Genomic DNA, 19,177 nt, shown 5'->3' on the forward strand with positions numbered 1-19,177 from the left:
ATCAGCGGCGCCTCTGATTGCAGGTTAGTATAGGGCTTGCGGCCTCATTCGATAGCCGGACAATCAAGGACACAGTTTCTTGATGGAGCGGACACTGCGCTCGAACCTTAAAGGCGCCGGCCCTTAGCCGACCTCTCCGCATTTCGACAAAATATCGTCGACAACGGAGGCAAGCGGCGCAGTGGCGTCGATGGTCGTCGCGTTCTTCGGAATGTCTTCTTTCGTCGCATGCAGTCGTAAGACTATTTCTCGTTCGGCTGGTTTTCCGCCAAACTCGTCTTCAGGTCTGCTGGCAAGCCGCCGCTTCAACGTGTCCAAATCGACATCGAGAACGAAGACGCCGTCAAAGAGATCAATAAAGTGATGGAAATTCCTGGAGCCGCCGCAGAAGAAGGAGATCGGGTGGCTTTGATCGGCCACCAGGGATTTGACTTTGTCGACATCCCAAAGATGGTGCTCGTGCCCAAAGGCCACATCCGCAATGTTCTGCTCATGCGCAGAGCCGTCCAGGGGTTCACCTGTCTGGGGATCGCCTTGATAAGCCAGCTCGCGGTCACCGTGGATGACGTGGTAACCGCGCTGCTGCAGTTCGGTGGCGACTGAGGTCTTGCCAGTCCCGGAAACGCCTTCGATCAAATAATTCCTGACGCCCATTTCGCTCTCTCGATGAATCGCAAACTTCGTTCGCGCGCCAGACGCCTCCGCATCAATAAGAAAACCGCCAATTGTCCTCTTATGACGGAACCTGAGTTTGATGATTGCCACCTAGCGTGGAGCGCGGGGCCGGGCCTAATTGCGATGAGACATCGCTCTGGTTTCAGGAGAAAATTATGACCGTACCCAAGATTTTGATCGCCTTTTATTCCCGAAACGGTTCCACCGAGGCTTTGGCGAAGGCCATTGCTGAAGGCGCTGAAATCGAAGGCGCTGATGTCAGACTGAGACGCGCACGCGAGGTGGTCCCTGCCGAAGTCATGGCGAAAGCGCCGGGTTGGGTGGAGAAGGCGACGGAAATGAACGCAAAATACCCGATGCCGACGGAGGAAGATGCGGAATGGGCCGATGCCATTATCTTTGGCACGCCGACACGCTTTGGCGCGGTCACTTCCGAACTCAAAGCCTATATCGATAGCCTGGGTGGCCTTTGGTTCCAGGGCAAGCTGAATGGCAAGGTCGGCTCTGTGTTCGGGTCTACGTCTTCCACGCATGGCGGCAATGAATCGACGCTTCTATCCCTTTACAATCCGATGGCTCATCTCGGTCTGATCATTGTTCCGCTCGGCTATGCCGACCCTGTCCTGTTCGAGGCCGGAACGCCCTATGGCGCTACGCATGTCTCGGTCCAAGATACGGTCGCCCCGAACGCCAAGCAGCTTGAAGTGGCGCGTTTTCAAGGCCGGCGAGTAGCCTCCGTTGCCCGCCGTCTTACTGTAGGCACAGAAGCTTTTTTCAACTAAGCCTGAGACGGTGCCGGCGCCTCTCGCGCCGGCACTCTCTTTTCTGACTGCTCTTTCGAGGGCAAGTGCTCAGCGCTGGAGCAAGGCAAATGAAAAAGATCGGCTTTCTTTCCTTTGGACATTGGACGCCATCGTCCCAGTCGGCGACGCGTACCGCAGGAGACGCTCTCCTACAATCGATCGATCTCGCGGTCGCTGCCGAAGAGTTGGGCGCCGATGGCGCATATTTTCGCGTCCATCATTTCGCGCGCCAGCTCGCTTCGCCGTTTCCATTGCTTGCGGCTGTCGGCGCGAAGACCAAGCGCATCGAGATCGGCACCGCAGTTATCGACATGCGATATGAGAATCCTCTGTACATGGCCGAGGATTCCGGCGCTGCCGACCTGATTGCCGGCGGCCGGCTTCAACTTGGCATCAGCCGCGGTTCTCCGGAGCAGGTCATGGACGGCTGGCGCTACTTCGGCTTCTCACCGGACAAAAACGGTTCGGAAGAGGAAATGGCGCGTCGCAATGCTGAAGTCTATTTGAGTGCCTTGCAGGGTAACGGCTTTGCCGAGCCCAACCCCAGGCCCATGTTTCCAAATCCTCCCGGCCTGCTGCGCATCGAGCCGCATTCGCCGACACTCAAGGAGAGGATCTGGTGGGGATCCAGTTCGAATGCAACCGCGGTGTGGGCCGCAAAGCTCGGAATGCATCTGCAGAGCTCGACCCTCAAAACAGACGAAAACGGGCGCCCTTTCCACGTCCAGCAGGCTGAGCAGATTCGCGCATATCGCGACGCCTGGAAAGCGGCAGGCCACGAGCGGGAAGCACGCGTTTCGGTCAGCCGCAGCATCTTCGCCTTGGTGACGGACCGTGACCATGCCTATTTCGGCCGGCAATCCGAATCCGACGATACGATCGGCTTCATCGATGACAAGACGAGGGCGATTTTCGGCCGCGGCTATGCCGCAGAACCCGACGCTCTGGTCGAGCAGCTAAGGGCGGACCAGGCTATCGCCGAGGCTGATACGTTGCTTCTGACGGTCCCGAACCAGCTTGGCGTCGACTACAACGCACATATCATAGAATCCATCCTCAAACATGTCGCTCCCGCGTTAGGCTGGCGCTAGGGGCAGGACGCGGGTCGAGCCAAGACAGGTGGAACTAGGAGATCATATGGCTGAGAGTCCCAAGCCACGAGGTCAGTTAACATTGCGCACGCTCGCGATGCCCGGAGATGCAAATCCAGCCGGCGATATCTTCGGTGGCTGGGTGATGGCGCAGATGGACCTTGCGAGCGGTATTCGCGCTGCTGAGCGAGCCAAAGGTCGGGTGGTGACGGCCGCGGTCAAGGAAATGGCCTTCGTATCGCCTGTCAAAATCGGTGATACACTATCAATTTATACCGACATCGAACGCATTGGTCGCACCTCGGTCACCCTCCACATCGAAGCCTGGGCGCATCGCTCCCGATATAACGGACTGGAAAAAGTGACCGCAGCAACTTTCATCATGGTTGCCCTTGACGAAAAAGGTAGTCCCAAACCGATTGCCGAGATTTAGGATCTCTGCCGCTTTGGGTTGATGACACCATGGTTGTGGAGGATGATCCAAGCAGTTCCGCGACCTGCCGCGATCGAAGCCACTGATCTTCCGGCTGGGTCGCCCATCGCTACCAAACCAGCCAAGGTAATTGCCGTTCAACGATCCTGAGGAGAAGGCACGATGACGGGAGGAGATATTTCAGCGCTAACTGCGGTCGAAACCACGGAACTGGTCAGGAAAAAAGCGATCTCGCCAGTCGAGACGGTGCGCGCAGCCATCAAGTGCATCGAGCAACGAAATCCCAGTATCAATGCGGTAATTTTTACGGATTTCGATGGTGCTCTCAATCAGGCGACCGACCTCGAAAAACGCATTATGCGCGGGGACGGCGTTGGTCCCTTGGCCGGACTACCGACCCTGATGAAGGACCTCTTCGATTTTAAACCCGGTTGGCCTTCGACCCTTGGCGGCATTCCCAGGCTGCGGGATTACCGTCCGAACATCTGGAGCACTTATCCGAAGAAAATGGAGGCCGCAGACGCCGTTCTCCTCGGTAAAACCAACAGCCCGGTCATGGGGTTTCGCGGAACGACCGATAATCCTTTGTTTGGGCCGACCAAAAATCCTTTCGATCTGTCGAAGAACAGCGGCGGATCTTCGGGGGGAAGTGCGGCCGCCGTGGCCGACGGTTTCGTTCCCGTTGCGGGAGCTTCGGACGGGGGCGGGTCTATTCGAATTCCTGCATCATGGTGCGGAGTGGTCGGATTTCAGCCGTCATTCGGAAGAGTTCCTCTGATCACCAGGCCGAATGCCTTCGAAGCGATATCGCCCTTCGTCTATCAGGGGCCGATAGCGCGCACGGTCGCTGATATCGCGTTAGTTATGGACAGTTTGGCCGGCTATGACCCTCATGATCCCTTCAGCATCGCTACTTCGGGAAGCTTTTCGGAGGCTCTTCAATTTGCTGACCTTGCCGGTAAGCGGATCGGATATACCGCTGATTTTGGAGTATTTCCGGTCGAGCGAGAGGTGGCAGACTGTGTTGCGACCGCAGTCCAGGCGTTTACTGACGCGGGGGCAATCGTCGACGAAGTTCAGTTCGCACTGCCGTTCAGCGTGACGGAACTTAGCGATCTGTGGTGCCGTCTCATCACCGCAGGAAGTTGCGCAGCTCTGAGAAATCTGAAGCACTCCGGCATCGATCTTCTCGGCGACAACAGCGATGAGATGCCGGAGCCGCTGCTGCATTGGCTGCATCATGTGTCGAAACAGCCCTTGGAAGAAACGCAACATGATCAGGAAATGCGCTCGATCGTCTTCGATGCCTTCGCCGATCTATTTCTTCGGTATGACCTGATCGTCTCCCCTACCACCGCCACCTTGCCGGTCGACAATGCGACAGGCGGGCTCACAACTGGCCCGAGCCAGATAAACGGCATCAAGATCGATCCTCAAATCGGTTGGTGCATGACCTATCTCACGAACATGACCGGCAACGCCGCCGCATCGGTCCCCTGCGGGATGTCCAGGGGTTTACCTGTGGGCCTGCAGATCATCGGCAGGCGTTATGGCGACATGGATGTGCTTGCGGCTTGCGCAGCCTTTGAACGCCTTCGCCCTTGGAAGGATACCTACAGAATCACGCGGGCCCGATCTTTGGTCGTCTGACTTCAACTCTTGGTCAGCACAAATCGCGGGACGTAGCCCGCCCTTATGGTGAGTGCTGAATGATTATCTCGGACCCAACATGATTTTTTTAATCGCAGGATAGTGGACAGTGTTTCCTCGAAACCGAAGCTTAACGCGTCCATGAAGCATCGCTACCTTTCCACCCAACAGAAAGGTGGATGAGATGTCGATCAGACCCGTTAAGCATGAAAGCATGGCCGTTCCGACAATGGAAGGCGCTGGTGTGAAGCTGCACCGCGTCTTCGGTTTTGGCGAGCCGTCAATGACCGACCCGTTCCTGATGATGGACGACTTCCGCAACGACAATCCGGCGGAATACCTACGCGGCTTTCCCTGGCATCCGCATCGCGGCATTGAGACGATCACCTATGTGCTGGCCGGCACCGTCGAGCATGGCGACAGCCTCGGCAATCGCGGCCTGCTCGGCGCCGGCGACATCCAGTGGATGACGGCCGGCAGTGGCATCATGCATCAGGAAATGCCGAAGGGCGATTTCGCCGGGCGCATGCATGGCTTCCAGCTCTGGGCCAACCTGCCCTCTTCACTGAAGATGACCGCGCCGCGCTACCAGGACATCAAATCGACCGACATCCCCGTCGTGGTTGATGATGACGGCACGGCAGTCCGCATCATTTGCGGCAACTTCTGGGGCAAGGCCGGTCCGGTCGACGGCATCGCCGCCGAACCGATCTATCTCGATGTATCGGTGCCGCCCGGCAAGACCAAGCGGCTGCCGGTCGACACCTACCGCAATGCCTTCGCCTATATCTTCGCCGGCTCCGGCACCTTCCGCGATGCATCGAAACCCTTCGGCGTGCGCGTGGAAAAGGAAGTGAACGGCGAGGAGCTGAATATTCGCGACATGTCCGGCAATCGCACACTCGTCGTCTTCGACACGGGCGACGAAATAACCGTACAGGCCGGCGAAAAGGGCATCCGCTTCCTGCTGGTCTCCGGCAAGCCGATCCAGGAGCCCGTCGCCTGGCATGGGCCGATCGTCATGAACTCCCACGAAGAGATCAGGCAGGCGATGCGCGAACTGCAGAACGGAACTTTCATCAAGGCGGGGCACTAAGGACCCTCAATCAGATGAAATCAAAAACGACCGGCTTTCTCAGCCGGTCGGACACTGTCTAACTCCAGCTGAGTCCATTGAACGCGCTCCACGAGGGGACTACCGAGGTCCGAAAAATCCCCGCTGATCCGGAGACCTCTCATCCCTCCGAGGCATGGTTGTGGAACGCCGGAACGCGGCCATAACGCGACAAGCGTTGTAAGCAGGAGCCTACATTCGCGCAAGAGCCGCAGATTGAGGCAAACCAGCTGCCATCGGTTCGATTCCTATCACGCGATTTCTCCGGGCCTGCGATGGCGCAAGGCTTCACGGGATTGGCTTTATAACCTTACTGAAATGGCTGCTCCCTCCCATTTCTTCACATGCTAAATCGCTGAGTGAAAGTGGAAGGGGAGAGAATTGGCGGATTTTGACTTTATCATAATTGGCGCCGGATCGGCCGGTTGTCTGCTGGCTAACCGCCTGACGGATTCGAAACGGTTTCGGGTACTATTGCTTGAGGCCGGTGGTAGCGACCGCCGTTTCATGATCCGCATGCCAATCGGATACGGGCATAGTTTTTACAATCCAGCGGTCAATTGGCGGTTCGAAACCGGGCCACAGGCCGCGTTGGCTGGACGCAAAAGCTATTGGCCGAGAGGCAAAGTGTTGGGAGGCTCATCGTCGATCAATGCGATGATTTACGTACGCGGCCAGCGCAACGATTTCGATGATTGGCGTGCGGCCGGCAATATCGGCTGGGCTTTTGATGATGTTCTGCCCTACTTCAAGTCTATCGAGACGTTCGAACGGGGCGGTGACGACTGGCGGGGAGACAAGGGCGAGGTCTTCGTCACCGACATGGCGCCTGCAGTCCATTCGCTTTGTGGTGACTGGCTCCGTGCAGCCGAACAGGCGGGATTTCATCGTACCGCGGACTATAACGGCGCAATTCAAGAAGGCATTTCGGCCTATCAGATCAGCGCCAAGGGCGGTTTTCGTGTTTCCTCCGCCACCGCGTTCCTGCATCCGGCGGCCCGGCGGCCCAATTTGAAGGTCATCACCGACGCTCTCGTCACACGCATCCTCTTCGATGGCCAGACCGCGATCGGGGTCGAATTCGAGCAGGGAAATGAGAGACGGCAGATCTTCGCGGGCCGGGAGGTCATCCTGTCGGCGGGCGCCGTCCAGTCTCCCACGCTTCTCCAGCATTCCGGCGTCGGTCCAGGCGGGCTTCTCCAGAAGCTCGGCAAATCCGTCGTCAAAGACATACCGGCGGTCGGACAAAACCTTCAGGATCATCTCGGCATCGATTATCTCTATCGCTCGCGCAAGCCCACCCTGAACTCGCTTCTCCGTCCCTGGTCGGGTCGTCTGCTGCTCGGAGCGAGGTATGTCTTGTTTCGCGACGGGCCGCTTTCGCTCAGCGTCAATCAGGCGGGCGGCTTCGTCAAATCCAGCCCCGATCTCGAGCATGTCGACATCCAGCTCTATTTCTCGCCTGTCAGCTACAGCAAGCCGACGCCGGGCGTTCGCCGCCTGACGATGCCGGATCCGTTTCCGGGCTTCTTCATCGGTATCCAACCCTGCCGTCCGACAAGCCGGGGCCATATCGAGATCGGCTCGCCTGATATCAAGGCGTCGCCGGTCATCGAGCCGAATTACCTCGCGACACCGGAAGACATGCAATCCATGCTTGCCGGCGTCCGCCTAATCCGCCGCATTGCCGAGCAGCCGGCAATGAAGGCGATCATTGTCGATGAAATGCAGCCCGGACAGAATGTCCAGAACGAACAAGATCTGATTGCCGATATCCGTGCCCGGTCAGGGAGCGTGTTCCATGCGACCTGCACCTGCCGTATGGGACCGGCCGATGGGACAAATGTCGTGGATGCACGTCTGCGGGTTCATGACATCGGTCGCCTGCGCGTCGTCGATGCGTCCGTTTTTCCAAATCTCACATCCGGCAACACGAACGCGCCAACTTTAATGGTGGCGGAAAAGGGCGCAGCGATGATCCTGGAAGACAATCGTTAGGCGGACCCGTGCATCAGCCGCGATTGGCCTCCAATACACGGGCCAGCGTCCGGACGCCTTCTTCGATCATCCGCGTATCGATTGCGCTCACGCCCAGCACAAGGCCGCGCTCGACGTTTGATTGCTCGATGCAAAAGCGACTGATCGGTGAAACGACAAGGCCGGCCTTCGCGGCGTCGATCATGATCTTGTCTTCGTCCATTGCGGGCGACGCGAAGGTCCCCACGACGTGAAAACCGGCCACCGACCGCTTCACATGAAGAAGCCCTCCAAGATGGCGCTGCGCGGCCGCATGGAATGCGGCATGTCGTTCGGCATAGATCTCGCGCATGTGCCGAAGATGGGTCGCAAAATGTCCCTCTTCGATAAATGCCGCCATGACCGCCTGGATGCTTGATGGCACGCCCTGGAGAAAAGCTCCGGAAATGCGTTTGAACACGGCCGCCAATGGCTTCGGAACGATATAGAAACCGAGCCTGAGCGACGGGAACATCGTCTTGGAGAACGTCCCGACATAGATCACCCGCTCGCCTGCGTCGCCGCTTTTCAAGGTTGGAAGTGGCCTGTTGTCGTAGCGGAACTCCCCGTCGTAATCGTCTTCGATGATCCAGGCTTGGTGCCTGATTGCAGCCGCCAGAAGTTCGCCCCGGCGCTGCAGGCTCATTTCCACCCCCATCGGATGTTGATGCGAAGGTGTGACGAAAGCCAATCGGAAATTCGGCGCCATCCGTAAGCCCTCGGCGACCGAGAGTCCCTCATCGTCGACGGGGACCGGAACCATCCGTGCGCCGCAGGCGATCAGACTGTTGCGAGCACCGATCGCACCGGGATTTTCGAACCAGACGAAATCACCGGGGTTGAGAAGCATGCGTCCGATCAGATCGAACGCCTGTTGCGCGCCGTTGACGATAAATATCTGTTCGGGGTCACAGGAAATGCCGCGGTTCGAGCGAAGATGTTCCGCAAGCACCGCTCGCAGATGCGGGTCGCCCGCCGCATCTGAATATCCCATGATCTCTTCGCGCGGTTCACGCCAATGTTTGGCAGTCAGCCGTGCCCACGTGGCGAGCGGAAACGCCTTGTAATCCGGCAATCCCGTCATGAACGGCCGCGGTGTCTGCGGATGTGACAGGCGCTGGAAAAAGCGAGGCGAGGCGTCCGAGATGATATCGGCCAGGGTCGCGGACATCGGCGCCCCCTGCGCGTCGACCAGAAGCGGTTGCCGGGGTCGGGCAGCACCAGCGGAGTTCGAGATAAACGAACCCGAACCTGTGCGGGATTCAATCAGTCCTTCCGACGTCAGGCGCTCGAAGACGGCCATGGCCGTGGTCCGCGAGATGCCCAGTTCCTTCGCAAGAATACGCGTCGAAGGCAGGCGCTTACCCGCCGCGAGATCGCCTGACAGGATCATCTGATGCATAGCGCCATAGACCTGGGTCGTGATCGACTTATCGATTGCGCGATCAACGGCGATTGAGAATAGCAGTTCACCTGATGATCTTTTCACCATGTCTGGCGTCTCTTACCTTGCTTCATTTCACAAATCACTTCGATGGATGGATCCAACTATCGTCGTTTTCGATCGAATTGCGATCCCAACTGCGACGCTGTTTCCCCGAAGCCTGATCTTTCAGCGACCGCGCCGTGGGCGGCTGCACCAGATCGGCTATCCCGTTTTTCGAAAGTGGACCTAACTGCAATAGGCGATGTTCGGTAGGACGGACGGCAGGCTTTCAGTCGGGCTGTTTCGGGGAGACCGGACGTGAAGATAAAACGCATAGAAACATTCGCAACGCCTTTCGTCGGCTTCGTTCGTATTACTGCCGAGGACGGTAGCGAAGGCATCGGTCAGGTATCCACGTACAATTCCGACATTACCTCGACCGTTCTCCACCGTCAGGTCGCCCCGCATGTCCTGGGAGCCGAGTTCGATGATATCGATGCCCTGACGGAGCGGACTATCGAGCGGGAGCACAAGTTTCCCGGGTCCTACATGAAGCGGGCACTTGGCGGCCTCGATACGGCGATCTGGGACCTGCGCGGAAAGGCTGCCGGCCTACCGGTCGCTAGCCTGCTTGGCGGCTCGCCCGGCAAGTTGCGCGCCTACGCGTCGTCGATGAGGCGCGATATCACGCCGGCGGCGGAGGCGGAGCGGTTTCAGCGCCTGCGCGACCGGTTCGGTTTCGACGCCTTCAAATTCCGTGTTGCTGCCGAATATGGCCACGATGTCGACGAGTGGCCGGGACGGACTGAAGAAATCGTTCCGACAATCCGCAAATCGCTGGGAGACGACATCGCGCTGCTCGTGGACGCAAACAGTGGCTTCAGTCCCAAGCGGGCCATCGAAGTCGGGCGGATGCTGCAGGATAACGGCATAGAGCACTTCGAAGAGCCTTGCCTCTATTGGGAACTGGAGCAGACAAAGGAAGTCACCGATGCTCTCGATATTGCGGTGACCGGCGGCGAGCAGGATTGCGAGATTGCGACCTGGCGTCATATGATAGAGATGCGTGCAGTCGATATCGTCCAGCCTGATATCCTGTATCTTGGAGGGATCAGCCGCACGCTTAGGGTTTGCGCCATGGCAAAAGCGGCCGGCTTGCCCGTGACGCCGCACAGCGCCAATCTCGGTCTGGTCACCTTGTTCACCATGCATCTGCTTCGCGCCATAGACGGCGGCGGCAAATATCTGGAGTTTTCCATCGAAGGGCCGGATTACTATCCGTGGCAGGATGGGCTTTTCGTCAATTCGCCTTACATGGTGGAAGACGGCATGGTCACCGTTACGGACGCACCCGGCTGGGGCATCGAGATCGATCCGGAATGGCTTGCAAAATCCAGTTATCAGGTGAGCGAGGCGGAGCAATGACAGTTCAATCCTCAAGCGTAGCGACGGAAGAATGGCCGTCCGGCCATTTTATCGACGGCGCGTGGCGCAAGCCGAGGTCCGGCAGTCTAATGGAGACGTACGATCCCGGAAAAGCCGAACCGCATGCGCAGTTTGCGGCGGGAACCTCGGACGATGTCGCCGATGCTGTCGCATCTGCCCGACGCGCTGAAGAGACCGTGTGGGGAAAATCGCTCCCGGCTGAGCGCGGGCGTATCCTGATGCGCGCTGCCGAGCTGATCCGCCAGAACGTCGAGCGCCTGGCACGGGCCGAGGTCTTGGACAGCGGCAAGACGTTGGAGGAGGCGCGCGGCGATGTTCGCGGCTCTGCGCGGACATTCGAGTACTACGCCGGTGCGGCCGACAAGCAGGAGGGTAAGGCCTATCCGCTGGGGCCTGACTATACGTCCTATTCCATCGCAGAGCCGGTCGGCGTCACCGCCCATATCGTTCCCTGGAACTACCCGCTGTCGACGGCCTGCCGCTCGATTGCGCCGGCGCTTGCGGCAGGCTGCACCGCCATTGTGAAGCCGGCCGAACAAACGCCTTTGACCGCGTTGCTACTGGCAGAGATCCTCGTTCGGGCCGGTTTGCCGCATGGCGTCTGCAACGTGGTGACCGGGACCGGGATTTCCGCCGGCGCTCCTCTCGTTTCCCATCCTGATGTGCGCCATGTGACGTTTACGGGGTCGACGGTGACAGGCATCAACGTCATGAAAGCCGCAGCGCAGAATATCGCCTCGGTGACGCTGGAGCTCGGCGGCAAGTCTCCTAATATCGTTCTGGCCGATGCGGATATCGACTTGGCGGTCGGCAATGTCATCGGCGCCATCTTCGAGAACGCCGGCCAAATTTGCTCGGCCGGCTCGCGTCTGGTCATCGAGCGCTCCATCCACGCCGAATTCATCGAGCGGCTTGTGGCACGGGTGCGTCAGCTGAAGATTGGGCACGGACTGACCGAAGGGGTCAATTTCGGCGCAATCAACTCAAAAGAGCATCTGAACAAGATCGCATCCTATGTCGAAGGCGCCAAGGCGCGCGGGGTGGAGGTCGTGACCGGCGGGAACGAAACGGTGGATCCCGTAACCGGCAAGGGATGGTTTTTCGAACCGACCATTTTCGACGCCGTGAACTGGAGCGATCCGATCGTTCAGGAAGAGATATTCGGACCGGTGCTGGCGGTTCAGGTCGTCGATAGTATCGAGGAAGCGGTCGCGGCGGCCAACTGCACCAATTATGCGCTTGTGGCGGGTCTTTTTACCAAAGACCTCTCCAAGGCGCATCGCATCGCCCGCGACGTCGATGCCGGCCAGGTCTTCGTCAACGAATATTTCGCCGGCGGGGTGGAGACGCCGTTCGGCGGCAACCGGCAATCCGGAATCGGCCGGGAAAAGGGATTGATCGCGTTGGCGAGCTACTGCCGAACGAAATCGGTCACGATTAGGATCTGAATTCGGGATCGGGTAGGTTCTTTTCGATCGGTTTCATGGCAATGTTAGGTCGAAATAAAATGGCCTGCCAATCCATCGAAACTGGGCCTATTCGTAGTGTCGGAACGTGCATACCATCGACTTGAATTCGGACATGGGGGATGATCCGGTGCAAGGGAGCAGTTGCGATTGGAATAAGACGTCAGCGATGCTGACTATCCTCGCATGCCGGCCAAAGACATAATCAAAGCAAAAGCAGCTTGCTATCGCCTTCGTAGAAGGCGCGTGTCAGGACTACAGAGGGAGAGGAAAAAATGAAACATCATGTATATTTTCGCCGGTGTCTCGCCGGCACAACCATGTTGTGTGCGTCGGTCGCAATGGCTTTCAGCCTCGCGAGCCTACCACAGAGTGCTGAGGCCGCATCGGCGGACAGTACGGCAACCAGCGTCTCCGCATTCGGCGGCATGGACGGTCTGATCGCAGCCGCCAAGAAGGAAGGTGAGTTGAACGTCATCGCCCTGCCGCCGGACTGGGCGAATTACGGCGCGATGATAAAGACCTTCCAGGACAAATACGGGATAAAGGTCAACAGCGCCCAGCCGGACGCGGACAGCCAGGACGAACTCAATGCGGCAAAACGCTTGCAGGGACAAAACAGGGCGCCGGACGTCTTCGATCTCGGCATCAATGTCGCCTTGTCGGCCGTACCGACCTTTGCGCCCTATAAGGTCGCAGTATGGGGCGACATTCCCGACAACCTCAAGGACGCGAATGGCGCGTGGTTTGCCGATTACGGCGGTTATGCCTCGATCGGCTATGACGCCAAGCAAGTTCCGGCGATCACCAGTGCTGCAGATCTGCTGAAGCCCGAGTTCAAGGGCAAGGTCGCGCTTAACGGGAATCCGACGCGCGCATCGGCCGGCTTTCATGGCGTGATGATGGCCGCTCTCGCAAACGGCGGCTCCGCCGACGATATCTCTCAGGGCGTGGACTTCTTCAAGAAGCTGCATCAGGCCGGAAACATGCTTCCGGTCGATCCGACCCCCGCCACCATTGCCTCCGGGCAGACCCCTGTCGTCATCGATTGGGAGTACCTGAACCTGGCGCAATCCAAGGCATTGAAGGGCTCGATCGACTGGAAGGTCGTGGTCCCGCCTGGCGGGCCGGTGGGCGCCTATTATGTGCAGGCGATCAACAAGGACGCGCCGCATCCGGCCGCCGCACGCCTGTGGGAGGAATTCCTCTATTCCGACGAAGGTCAAAACATCTGGCTTCAGGGCTTTGCCCGCCCGGTACGCCTCGATGCCATGACCAAGGCGGGTACCGTGGACAAGGCGGCGATTGGCCAGCTTCCCCAGGTTGACGGAAAGCCTGTCGTCCTGACCAAGGACCAGCTCAAGAAGGCCCAGGATTACCTGAAGGAGCATTGGGATCAGGCAGTCCAATGACAGCAGGCAAGCCGCAAACGCGTTTCGCTACCCCGAGCGGTGGCGAGACGCCGGCATGGACTGCACCGGCACGGAAGGCGCCGGTGCAGCGTCGCCTCGGCCTTGATCAGCTCGGCGTTCTGCCTTTTTTCATTTTTGTTTCGCTGTTCCTCTTCTGGCCGACGGTCGTCGTTGTCACAGGCGCCTTCCAAACCTCCGAAGGCGCCTTTACCCTGCGCAATCTGATCGATGCGGTTTCCAATCAGAACCTGCGTGTCTTCACGCTGTCGATCATGTTGTCGGCGATTACCGCGGTTGCCGGCGCTGTCCTGGGCGGGCTGCTTGCCTGGGCTGTCGCGACCGGCCCGCGCCACGGCCTCCTGCGCCGCGCCATCCTTGCGGCGTCCGGCACGCTGGCGCAATTTGGCGGCGTCATGCTCGCTTTTGCGTTCCTCGCCACCTTCGGCTTCAACGGTTTCGTCACGCTGTTCCTGAAGCAACAGTTGAGTGTCGATATCTTTGCCTGGGGACAATGGCTTTACTCGCTCCCGGGCCTGGCGCTGGTCTACACCTATTTCCAGATTCCGCTGATGGTCATCGTGTTTCTGCCAGCGATCGAGGGGCTGCGCCCGCAGTGGCGCGAAGCCTGCGAGACGTTGGGGGGCGGCAGTATCGCCTATTGGCGGCATGTCGGGCTGCCCATCCTCTGGCCGTCCTTTGCCGGCGCCACGCTCCTGCTTTTCGCCAATGCCTTTTCCGCCTATGCCACGGCGGCGGCCCTGCTTTCCCAGGCCGATCCGCTCGTCACCCTACGCATCGGAACCCTTCTGACCAGCGAAGTCATGCTAGGCCAGGAAAATCTCGGGGCAGCATTGGCATTCGGCATGATCGTCATCGTCGTGACGACGACGGTTCTGTACGGGCTGCTCAAAGCGAGAACCAGCCGGTGGCTCGCATGAAGAGCATCGATCGAGCACGCGCAAGAAGGGGTGAAGCGATCCTTCGGCTGGTAGTGCTTTTCTCAGTGCTGGGCTATCTCCTGCTGCCGATGCTGGCGATGTTCGAATTCTCCACCCGTGGTGTGGGTGGCCAGCGCACATTGGCGGCCTGGGCGGAAATCGGCACTAACCCCGATCTTCTAGGCGCCATCATTCTTCAGCTTGAGCTTTCCGCGCTCACGGTATTGCTGGCGCTGGCGCTGCTGGTGCCGACGATGATCCTGGTGCGGCTGAAACGGCCCCGCCTCAACCGTGTGCTCGAATTCATCTGTCTATTGCCACTGACGGTGCCGGCGATCGTCCTCGTTGTCGGACTTGGCCCGGTCTACGGTCTCGTTGGGCGGTTCATCAGCGAATCGCCGCTGACGCTCACCTTCATCTACGTCATCCTGGTCCTGCCCTATAATTATCGTGCCATCGCATCGGGGCTCGATACGCTCGATCTGGTGACGTTGTCGGAGGCGGCGCGGGTTTTCGGCAGTTCCTGGAGCGGCGTGATCTGGCGGATCGTCGTACCCAATATCCGCGGCGCCCTGCTTGCGGCCGCGCTGATCTCGGTGGCACTGGTCCTCGGGGAATTCACAATCTCTTCGCTTTTGAGTTTCGAGACGCTTCAGGTCATCATCAACGAGATCGGCAAGCGCAATGCGAGCGTCGCCGTCTCCGTATCGCTCGCCGCTCTCTGCTTTGCCTTCATGCTGCTGTTCATTCTGTCCTTCGCGGGACAGCGTCCCGAGGTTCGGGAAATCGCCGAAAAAGAGGAATGATGATGAAAATGTCTCCGGCCCAGTCCGGCAACGATCGGCCCGATGGCGGTGTCCCTGTCCAGCTCTTGGACCTTCAACGGCGATACGGAAGCATCCGGGCACTGGACGGGTTGACCCTCGATATCCGCCCCGGCGAGCTGGTGGCACTGCTCGGCCCCTCCGGATGCGGCAAGACCACGGCGCTTCGTGCAGTTGCCGGTCTTGAGCGGGTCGATGAGGGCAAGATCGTCATTGGAAGCACCGACGTCACCCAATTGGCGACGAGTGGTCGCGACATCGGTATGGTCTTTCAGGCCTACAGTCTGTTTCCGCACATGACTGCGCTGGAGAATGTGGCCTTCGGGCTGCTCATGCGCCGGATGAGTAGGGGCGAGAGAAAGCGGATTGCACACCATTTTCTCGATGTCGTTGGGCTGATCGATCGCGCGGAACGATATCCGCATCAGCTGTCCGGCGGACAACAACAACGTGTTGCCCTGGCGCGCGCGCTGGCGATCCAGCCAAGCGTGTTGCTGCTGGACGAGCCCCTTTCCGCGCTCGATGCCAAGGTTCGAACCCAATTGCGCGACGAAATCCGCAGAATTCAATTGGATCTGCGAACGACGACTTTGTTCGTAACTCACGATCAGGAGGAGGCGATGGCTGCGGCCGATCGTGTCGCGGTGATGCATGCCGGACGGATCGAGCAGATTGCGACCCCGATCGAGCTTTATGAACGCCCCTGCTCGCAGCGCGTCGCCGAATTTGTCGGCATTTCGAACCGCCTTCGCGGCGAAGTGCGTGATGGAGTGGCAACCGTGCTTGGCTGCACGGTTCCCGTGCTTGACGGTTCCGTGGCCGAGGGATCGGCGATCGTACTGGTCAGGCCTGAGTGTCTTGATCTGGTGCCTGACACTGAGGGCGCTGCCCGAGTCGTAGCGGCAAGCTTCCTCGGCCCGATAGCCCGTGTGCAGGTGAGACTGCATGACGACACCTTGGTGCAGGCTCAGATTGCCAGCGCGGACGTTGCGCGTTTTGGCCACGGTTCAAGTGTGAAGGTTGTTGTGCGGCCGTTACCGGCTCTTGCCGTTACAGCGACAGCGCGGCCCTAGTACTACAGTTGCGTTTGATGTGTAGCTTTGTGGTGGGAAGTCATTGCGTGAGCCTGGTGGGTTCGTCGCATAGTGACCATGCCGGCGTGATCGAGCGTTGGCGCGAACGGGAATATGCCGGCGGTCGGGAGCCTACCAAAGGTCGGTTTGTAGCCGATGGTCCCGCACAAGGCCGCTGGAATTCGCACCGATCCGCCGGTGTCGGTACCGAGCCCGGCAGCCACGACGCCGGATCTGATGGCGACGGCAGCACCGCCACTAGATCCGCCGGGGATACGCGTTTCATCGACCGGATTTCGTGTGTCCCCTAAATTTGTGCTTGAGGTTGTCATCCCCCAAGGCAAATTCGTGAGTCGTGGTCTTTCCGACAATAATCGCGCCCTGTTGGCGGAGCTGACGGACGACCTCGGCATCGGCACAGGGAATGTGACCGTGATAAGCGGCAGAGCCGTAGCCCGTTTCCATATCCTCGGTGTCGATGAGGTCCTTCACGGCAATCGGAATCTCCTCGAGCGATCGCGCGCGGCCCTCTCGCCATCTCTTTGCGCTTTCGGCCGCGTCTCGCAGAGGGCGATCCGTAGCGATCGTGGCAATGGCGTGAAGTCTCGAGTTCAAAGCATTTGCGCCGTCGATCGCCTGCTTGACCAGATCGGCAAGAGTGGCCGTTCCACTGGCCAGGAAATCCAACGACGACCTGATGCCGAGCGGTTTTGCAAGCGCGTATTGATTGGCGGCGCTCACCAGATGCTCCTAAGCAGGTCGGCAAGTTTTTCGGAGGCATTCGCACCTAAATCAGCCACCTCGTCTGGATAATTCATTTCAAGCAGCGCGGCGACAGCGGCCAATTCGCTGGCGGGAAGGTCAAAAGCGCCAATCTTGTTGGGCAATTCAAGCGTGCGCACCACAGCCTCGATACGATCGGCCAGTACACCAGCCGCAATTGCCCGGTCTTTTCCAGGAGCGAACACCGTCAGCTTGTCACCGTAAAAGTCGGCACAGGCGCGAATAACCGGACCCAAGGTAATACAAGAGGTGACGCTATGAGGCAGCCCGTAAGTCCCGCCCAAAATGTGGCCGATGCGATGGCTCAGACCGTAGATGACAGAGGCGGGATAGAAATAGCACTGCCATGCGGCAAGCTGGAGCTGCAGCAGGTCGCCATGCGTGATCTTTCCGGCGGCGAGTGCAGCAGCGCTATCCAGGCCGGAGGGCCAGCGTTCCAGGATCGAAAGGAAGCGTTCCACTCCGCTCGCCGCCAGTATGGCATGCGGGTGATCCCGCTCTACTCGCCGCATGCCCTCTACCGCATGGTCGAGCCCTTTGATTGCGGAGGACAGCAGAAGGGGCCGTGGCGTACCTTCGACAAGGACCGGATCGATGACGACGACCCGCGGCGTTGTCGCCCGGACGGCATAGCCTCGCTTGAACTTCTGCGCGCCGGTGGTTTCAGTGACACCGAAATAATGAGAAAATTCAGAGCCGGAGAGCGTCGTCGGGAAGGCCGCGATGGGAAGATACTGTCCCGTGCGTTGTTCATGGAAATGGGAAACGCCCTTTGCGGCATCGAGGACCGAACCGCCACCCAGGGCAACAATAGACCGGGCGCCCGCATTAAGTGCGACATCGAGTGCAGCATTGACAGCAAAGTCAGGTACATGCGCCGGCAGATCTGTAATCAAGCCTCGCGGCTGATCCAGTCCCGGCCGGATATGACTTTCGTAGAGCGGAACCAGCGGCTCCGCCGTGAATACGATCGGTCGCTCGATACCGTAACTGGGTAGCCGCGCAACCGAGTTTGCAAGTATGTCCAGTCCCCATATGACGGCATCCTGTGGGAGGCATTTCAACTCGCTCATCTTATCCCAGTCCTAGTTGTAAGAGGTTGCGGCTTGCGTCCGGTTGGAACGATCATCCCTGCCCGCCCAAAGGATCAATGCCGCCGCATGTGACTTTGACGTAAGTCAATGTTTGCTTGGACGTGCGGGGCTAAATGTCCCCTCGCCGATATCCTTGGGTAAAATGGTAAATGCTGGCCAGCCGCCGCGTAAGCCATCGGAAAGGAAACATAGAATCCAAAGATTGCGGACGATCGGATCGCGAGATGGGCCACGTCATGAGATGGCTGCAGTCGCCCACATCGGGCAAAGAGTTCAACCTGCGTGACATCGAAGGTCGTTCGGTGCAGGCGCGTCGACGCTGGTCGGGAACAATATGACGCCGGCCGCGCGCCCGAAATAAATTCTATCTGTTCTTGTATCTCTAAAAGGATAGTCTATTCAGCGTAGAGGGATATCATCTTACTCATAGTGATCCAGCGCAGACTGATTGCAGCATAGCCCTGGTGTGATCTGCATATTGTCCTACAAAACTGCTAGGCACTAGCCCGGATTTATTTTATTTTTGGAATGTGCTAGCCGATATATATTGAGTGCGTCGGAGCGTTAATGGTGGAAATCAAGTTTGGTGAGCCCCCTCGAGGAGAAGAGGTTGGCGACATTTCGAGCGAATGCCAACGTCGGCTAAAGCCTATGGTGAATGAGATCGTTCGCGCTGCGGTTGCGGACGGATGGAATCAGAATGATGTCTTGCTCGGGCTCGTGGAGGTGGCGTGGGCTCTTTACGAAAAGCGTCAGGACGATCTTTAAGAGCAGCGGCCCGCTAAATAGCGTTTTCCATACCCCCGGTAATTGAAATGTACCAGAATCGGTCGCTAACGACGCGGCTGTTCGACCACGCAATGATTGGCAACTTCTCCGTTTCATTCTTTTTTAACCATGCGCGCAGGCGCCCTTCCCAACTCCGCAATTTGT

The 19,177-nt window shown here is 58.8% G+C and carries 17 protein-coding genes; 12 read left to right on the top strand and 5 right to left on the bottom strand.

What is annotated here, in order from left to right:
• Nucleotides 1–123 precede the first annotated feature (123 nt).
• Nucleotides 124–654, bottom strand: a complete 531-nt coding sequence (locus tag PY649_RS18550; protein WP_285870187.1) for an AAA family ATPase — start codon at nucleotides 652–654, stop codon at nucleotides 124–126.
• Between the two features lie 176 nt (nucleotides 655–830).
• Here PY649_RS18550 and wrbA point away from each other — a divergent pair, with 176 nt between their 5' ends.
• The 6 genes from wrbA to PY649_RS18580 all read left to right on the top strand — a co-directional run bounded on the left by wrbA (nucleotide 831) and on the right by PY649_RS18580 (nucleotide 7,764).
• Entirely contained in the window at nucleotides 831–1,457 is a 627-nt protein-coding gene (wrbA, locus tag PY649_RS18555) for an NAD(P)H:quinone oxidoreductase (RefSeq protein ID WP_285870069.1), read from the top strand.
• Between the two features lie 89 nt (nucleotides 1,458–1,546).
• Nucleotides 1,547–2,569, top strand: coding sequence for an LLM class flavin-dependent oxidoreductase (locus tag PY649_RS18560; protein WP_285870070.1), 1,023 nt, complete (start codon nucleotides 1,547–1,549; stop codon nucleotides 2,567–2,569).
• A gap of 46 nt (nucleotides 2,570–2,615) precedes the next feature.
• Nucleotides 2,616–3,002, top strand: a complete 387-nt coding sequence (locus tag PY649_RS18565) for an acyl-CoA thioesterase (protein ID WP_285870071.1) — start codon at nucleotides 2,616–2,618, stop codon at nucleotides 3,000–3,002.
• A gap of 162 nt (nucleotides 3,003–3,164) precedes the next feature.
• Nucleotides 3,165–4,652 carry an amidase gene (locus PY649_RS18570; protein WP_285870072.1) on the top strand — a complete coding sequence of 496 codons (1,488 nt, stop codon included), beginning with the start codon at nucleotides 3,165–3,167 and terminating at the stop codon, nucleotides 4,650–4,652.
• Nucleotides 4,653–4,836: 184 nt separating this feature from the next.
• Nucleotides 4,837–5,748 carry a pirin family protein gene (locus tag PY649_RS18575; protein ID WP_285870073.1) on the top strand — a complete coding sequence of 304 codons (912 nt, stop codon included), beginning with the start codon at nucleotides 4,837–4,839 and terminating at the stop codon, nucleotides 5,746–5,748.
• 399 nt (nucleotides 5,749–6,147) lie between these two features.
• Entirely contained in the window at nucleotides 6,148–7,764 is a 1,617-nt protein-coding gene (locus tag PY649_RS18580) for a GMC family oxidoreductase (protein WP_285870074.1), read from the top strand.
• Nucleotides 7,765–7,777: 13 nt separating this feature from the next.
• Here the strand turns inward: PY649_RS18580 and pdxR are convergent, their stop codons facing one another.
• Nucleotides 7,778–9,274: a MocR-like pyridoxine biosynthesis transcription factor PdxR gene (gene pdxR, locus PY649_RS18585; RefSeq protein ID WP_285870075.1), complete on the bottom strand. Its 1,497-nt coding sequence runs from the start codon at nucleotides 9,272–9,274 to the stop codon at nucleotides 7,778–7,780.
• A 252-nt stretch (nucleotides 9,275–9,526) separates the two neighbouring features.
• Here pdxR and PY649_RS18590 point away from each other — a divergent pair, with 252 nt between their 5' ends.
• The 6 genes from PY649_RS18590 (at nucleotide 9,527) to PY649_RS18615 (ending at nucleotide 16,367) form a co-directional block, all read left to right on the top strand.
• Nucleotides 9,527–10,633 carry a mandelate racemase/muconate lactonizing enzyme family protein gene (locus PY649_RS18590; RefSeq protein WP_285870077.1) on the top strand — a complete coding sequence of 369 codons (1,107 nt, stop codon included), beginning with the start codon at nucleotides 9,527–9,529 and terminating at the stop codon, nucleotides 10,631–10,633.
• Nucleotides 10,630–12,102, top strand: a complete 1,473-nt coding sequence (locus PY649_RS18595; RefSeq protein WP_285870078.1) for an aldehyde dehydrogenase family protein — start codon at nucleotides 10,630–10,632, stop codon at nucleotides 12,100–12,102. Before PY649_RS18590 ends, PY649_RS18595 begins: the two co-directional genes overlap by 4 nt.
• Nucleotides 12,103–12,395: 293 nt before the next feature.
• On the top strand, nucleotides 12,396–13,532 hold the full coding sequence (locus PY649_RS18600) for an extracellular solute-binding protein (protein ID WP_285870080.1): 1,137 nt from the start codon (nucleotides 12,396–12,398) through the stop codon (nucleotides 13,530–13,532).
• Nucleotides 13,529–14,470, top strand: a complete 942-nt coding sequence (locus tag PY649_RS18605) for an ABC transporter permease (protein WP_285870081.1) — start codon at nucleotides 13,529–13,531, stop codon at nucleotides 14,468–14,470. Before PY649_RS18600 ends, PY649_RS18605 begins: the two co-directional genes overlap by 4 nt.
• Nucleotides 14,467–15,276, top strand: a complete 810-nt coding sequence (locus tag PY649_RS18610; RefSeq protein WP_285870083.1) for an ABC transporter permease — start codon at nucleotides 14,467–14,469, stop codon at nucleotides 15,274–15,276. Before PY649_RS18605 ends, PY649_RS18610 begins: the two co-directional genes overlap by 4 nt.
• 2 nt (nucleotides 15,277–15,278) lie before the next feature.
• Nucleotides 15,279–16,367, top strand: a complete 1,089-nt coding sequence (locus tag PY649_RS18615; protein ID WP_285870084.1) for an ABC transporter ATP-binding protein — start codon at nucleotides 15,279–15,281, stop codon at nucleotides 16,365–16,367.
• Between the two features lie 2 nt (nucleotides 16,368–16,369).
• Here the strand turns inward: PY649_RS18615 and PY649_RS35170 are convergent, their stop codons facing one another.
• Genes PY649_RS35170 through PY649_RS18625 form a run of 3 tightly spaced genes read right to left on the bottom strand, consistent with a single transcriptional unit; the run spans nucleotide 16,370 to nucleotide 18,223 of the window.
• Entirely contained in the window at nucleotides 16,370–16,699 is a 330-nt protein-coding gene (locus PY649_RS35170; protein ID WP_432761373.1) for an amidase family protein, read from the bottom strand.
• Nucleotides 16,650–17,108, bottom strand: coding sequence for an amidase family protein (locus PY649_RS18620; RefSeq protein WP_285870085.1), 459 nt, complete (start codon nucleotides 17,106–17,108; stop codon nucleotides 16,650–16,652). The genes PY649_RS35170 and PY649_RS18620 overlap by 50 nt, the downstream gene beginning before the upstream one ends.
• A complete protein-coding gene (locus tag PY649_RS18625; RefSeq protein ID WP_285870086.1) occupies nucleotides 17,105–18,223 on the bottom strand; it encodes an iron-containing alcohol dehydrogenase in 1,119 nt (372 codons plus the stop codon). The genes PY649_RS18620 and PY649_RS18625 overlap by 4 nt, the downstream gene beginning before the upstream one ends.
• Between the last annotated feature and the right edge of the window lie 954 nt (nucleotides 18,224–19,177).

It is taken from the genome of Rhizobium mayense (genome assembly GCF_030272705.1).
Lineage (GTDB): Bacteria > Pseudomonadota > Alphaproteobacteria > Rhizobiales > Rhizobiaceae > Rhizobium > Rhizobium mayense.

Coding starts and splice junctions, on each gene's coding strand:
- PY649_RS18605 (WP_285870081.1), top strand. CDS start 13,529: ATGACAGCAGGCAAGCCGCAAACGCGTTTCGCTACCCCGAGCGGTGGC.
- wrbA (WP_285870069.1), top strand. CDS start 831: ATGACCGTACCCAAGATTTTGATCGCCTTTTATTCCCGAAACGGTTCC.
- PY649_RS18550 (WP_285870187.1), bottom strand. CDS start 654: ATGGGCGTCAGGAATTATTTGATCGAAGGCGTTTCCGGGACTGGCAAG.
- PY649_RS18575 (WP_285870073.1), top strand. CDS start 4,837: ATGTCGATCAGACCCGTTAAGCATGAAAGCATGGCCGTTCCGACAATG.
- PY649_RS18595 (WP_285870078.1), top strand. CDS start 10,630: ATGACAGTTCAATCCTCAAGCGTAGCGACGGAAGAATGGCCGTCCGGC.
- pdxR (WP_285870075.1), bottom strand. CDS start 9,274: ATGGTGAAAAGATCATCAGGTGAACTGCTATTCTCAATCGCCGTTGAT.
- PY649_RS18570 (WP_285870072.1), top strand. CDS start 3,165: ATGACGGGAGGAGATATTTCAGCGCTAACTGCGGTCGAAACCACGGAA.
- PY649_RS35170 (WP_432761373.1), bottom strand. CDS start 16,699: ATGACAACCTCAAGCACAAATTTAGGGGACACACGAAATCCGGTCGAT.
- PY649_RS18610 (WP_285870083.1), top strand. CDS start 14,467: ATGAAGAGCATCGATCGAGCACGCGCAAGAAGGGGTGAAGCGATCCTT.
- PY649_RS18625 (WP_285870086.1), bottom strand. CDS start 18,223: ATGAGCGAGTTGAAATGCCTCCCACAGGATGCCGTCATATGGGGACTG.
- PY649_RS18565 (WP_285870071.1), top strand. CDS start 2,616: ATGGCTGAGAGTCCCAAGCCACGAGGTCAGTTAACATTGCGCACGCTC.
- PY649_RS18600 (WP_285870080.1), top strand. CDS start 12,396: ATGAAACATCATGTATATTTTCGCCGGTGTCTCGCCGGCACAACCATG.
- PY649_RS18560 (WP_285870070.1), top strand. CDS start 1,547: ATGAAAAAGATCGGCTTTCTTTCCTTTGGACATTGGACGCCATCGTCC.
- PY649_RS18615 (WP_285870084.1), top strand. CDS start 15,279: ATGAAAATGTCTCCGGCCCAGTCCGGCAACGATCGGCCCGATGGCGGT.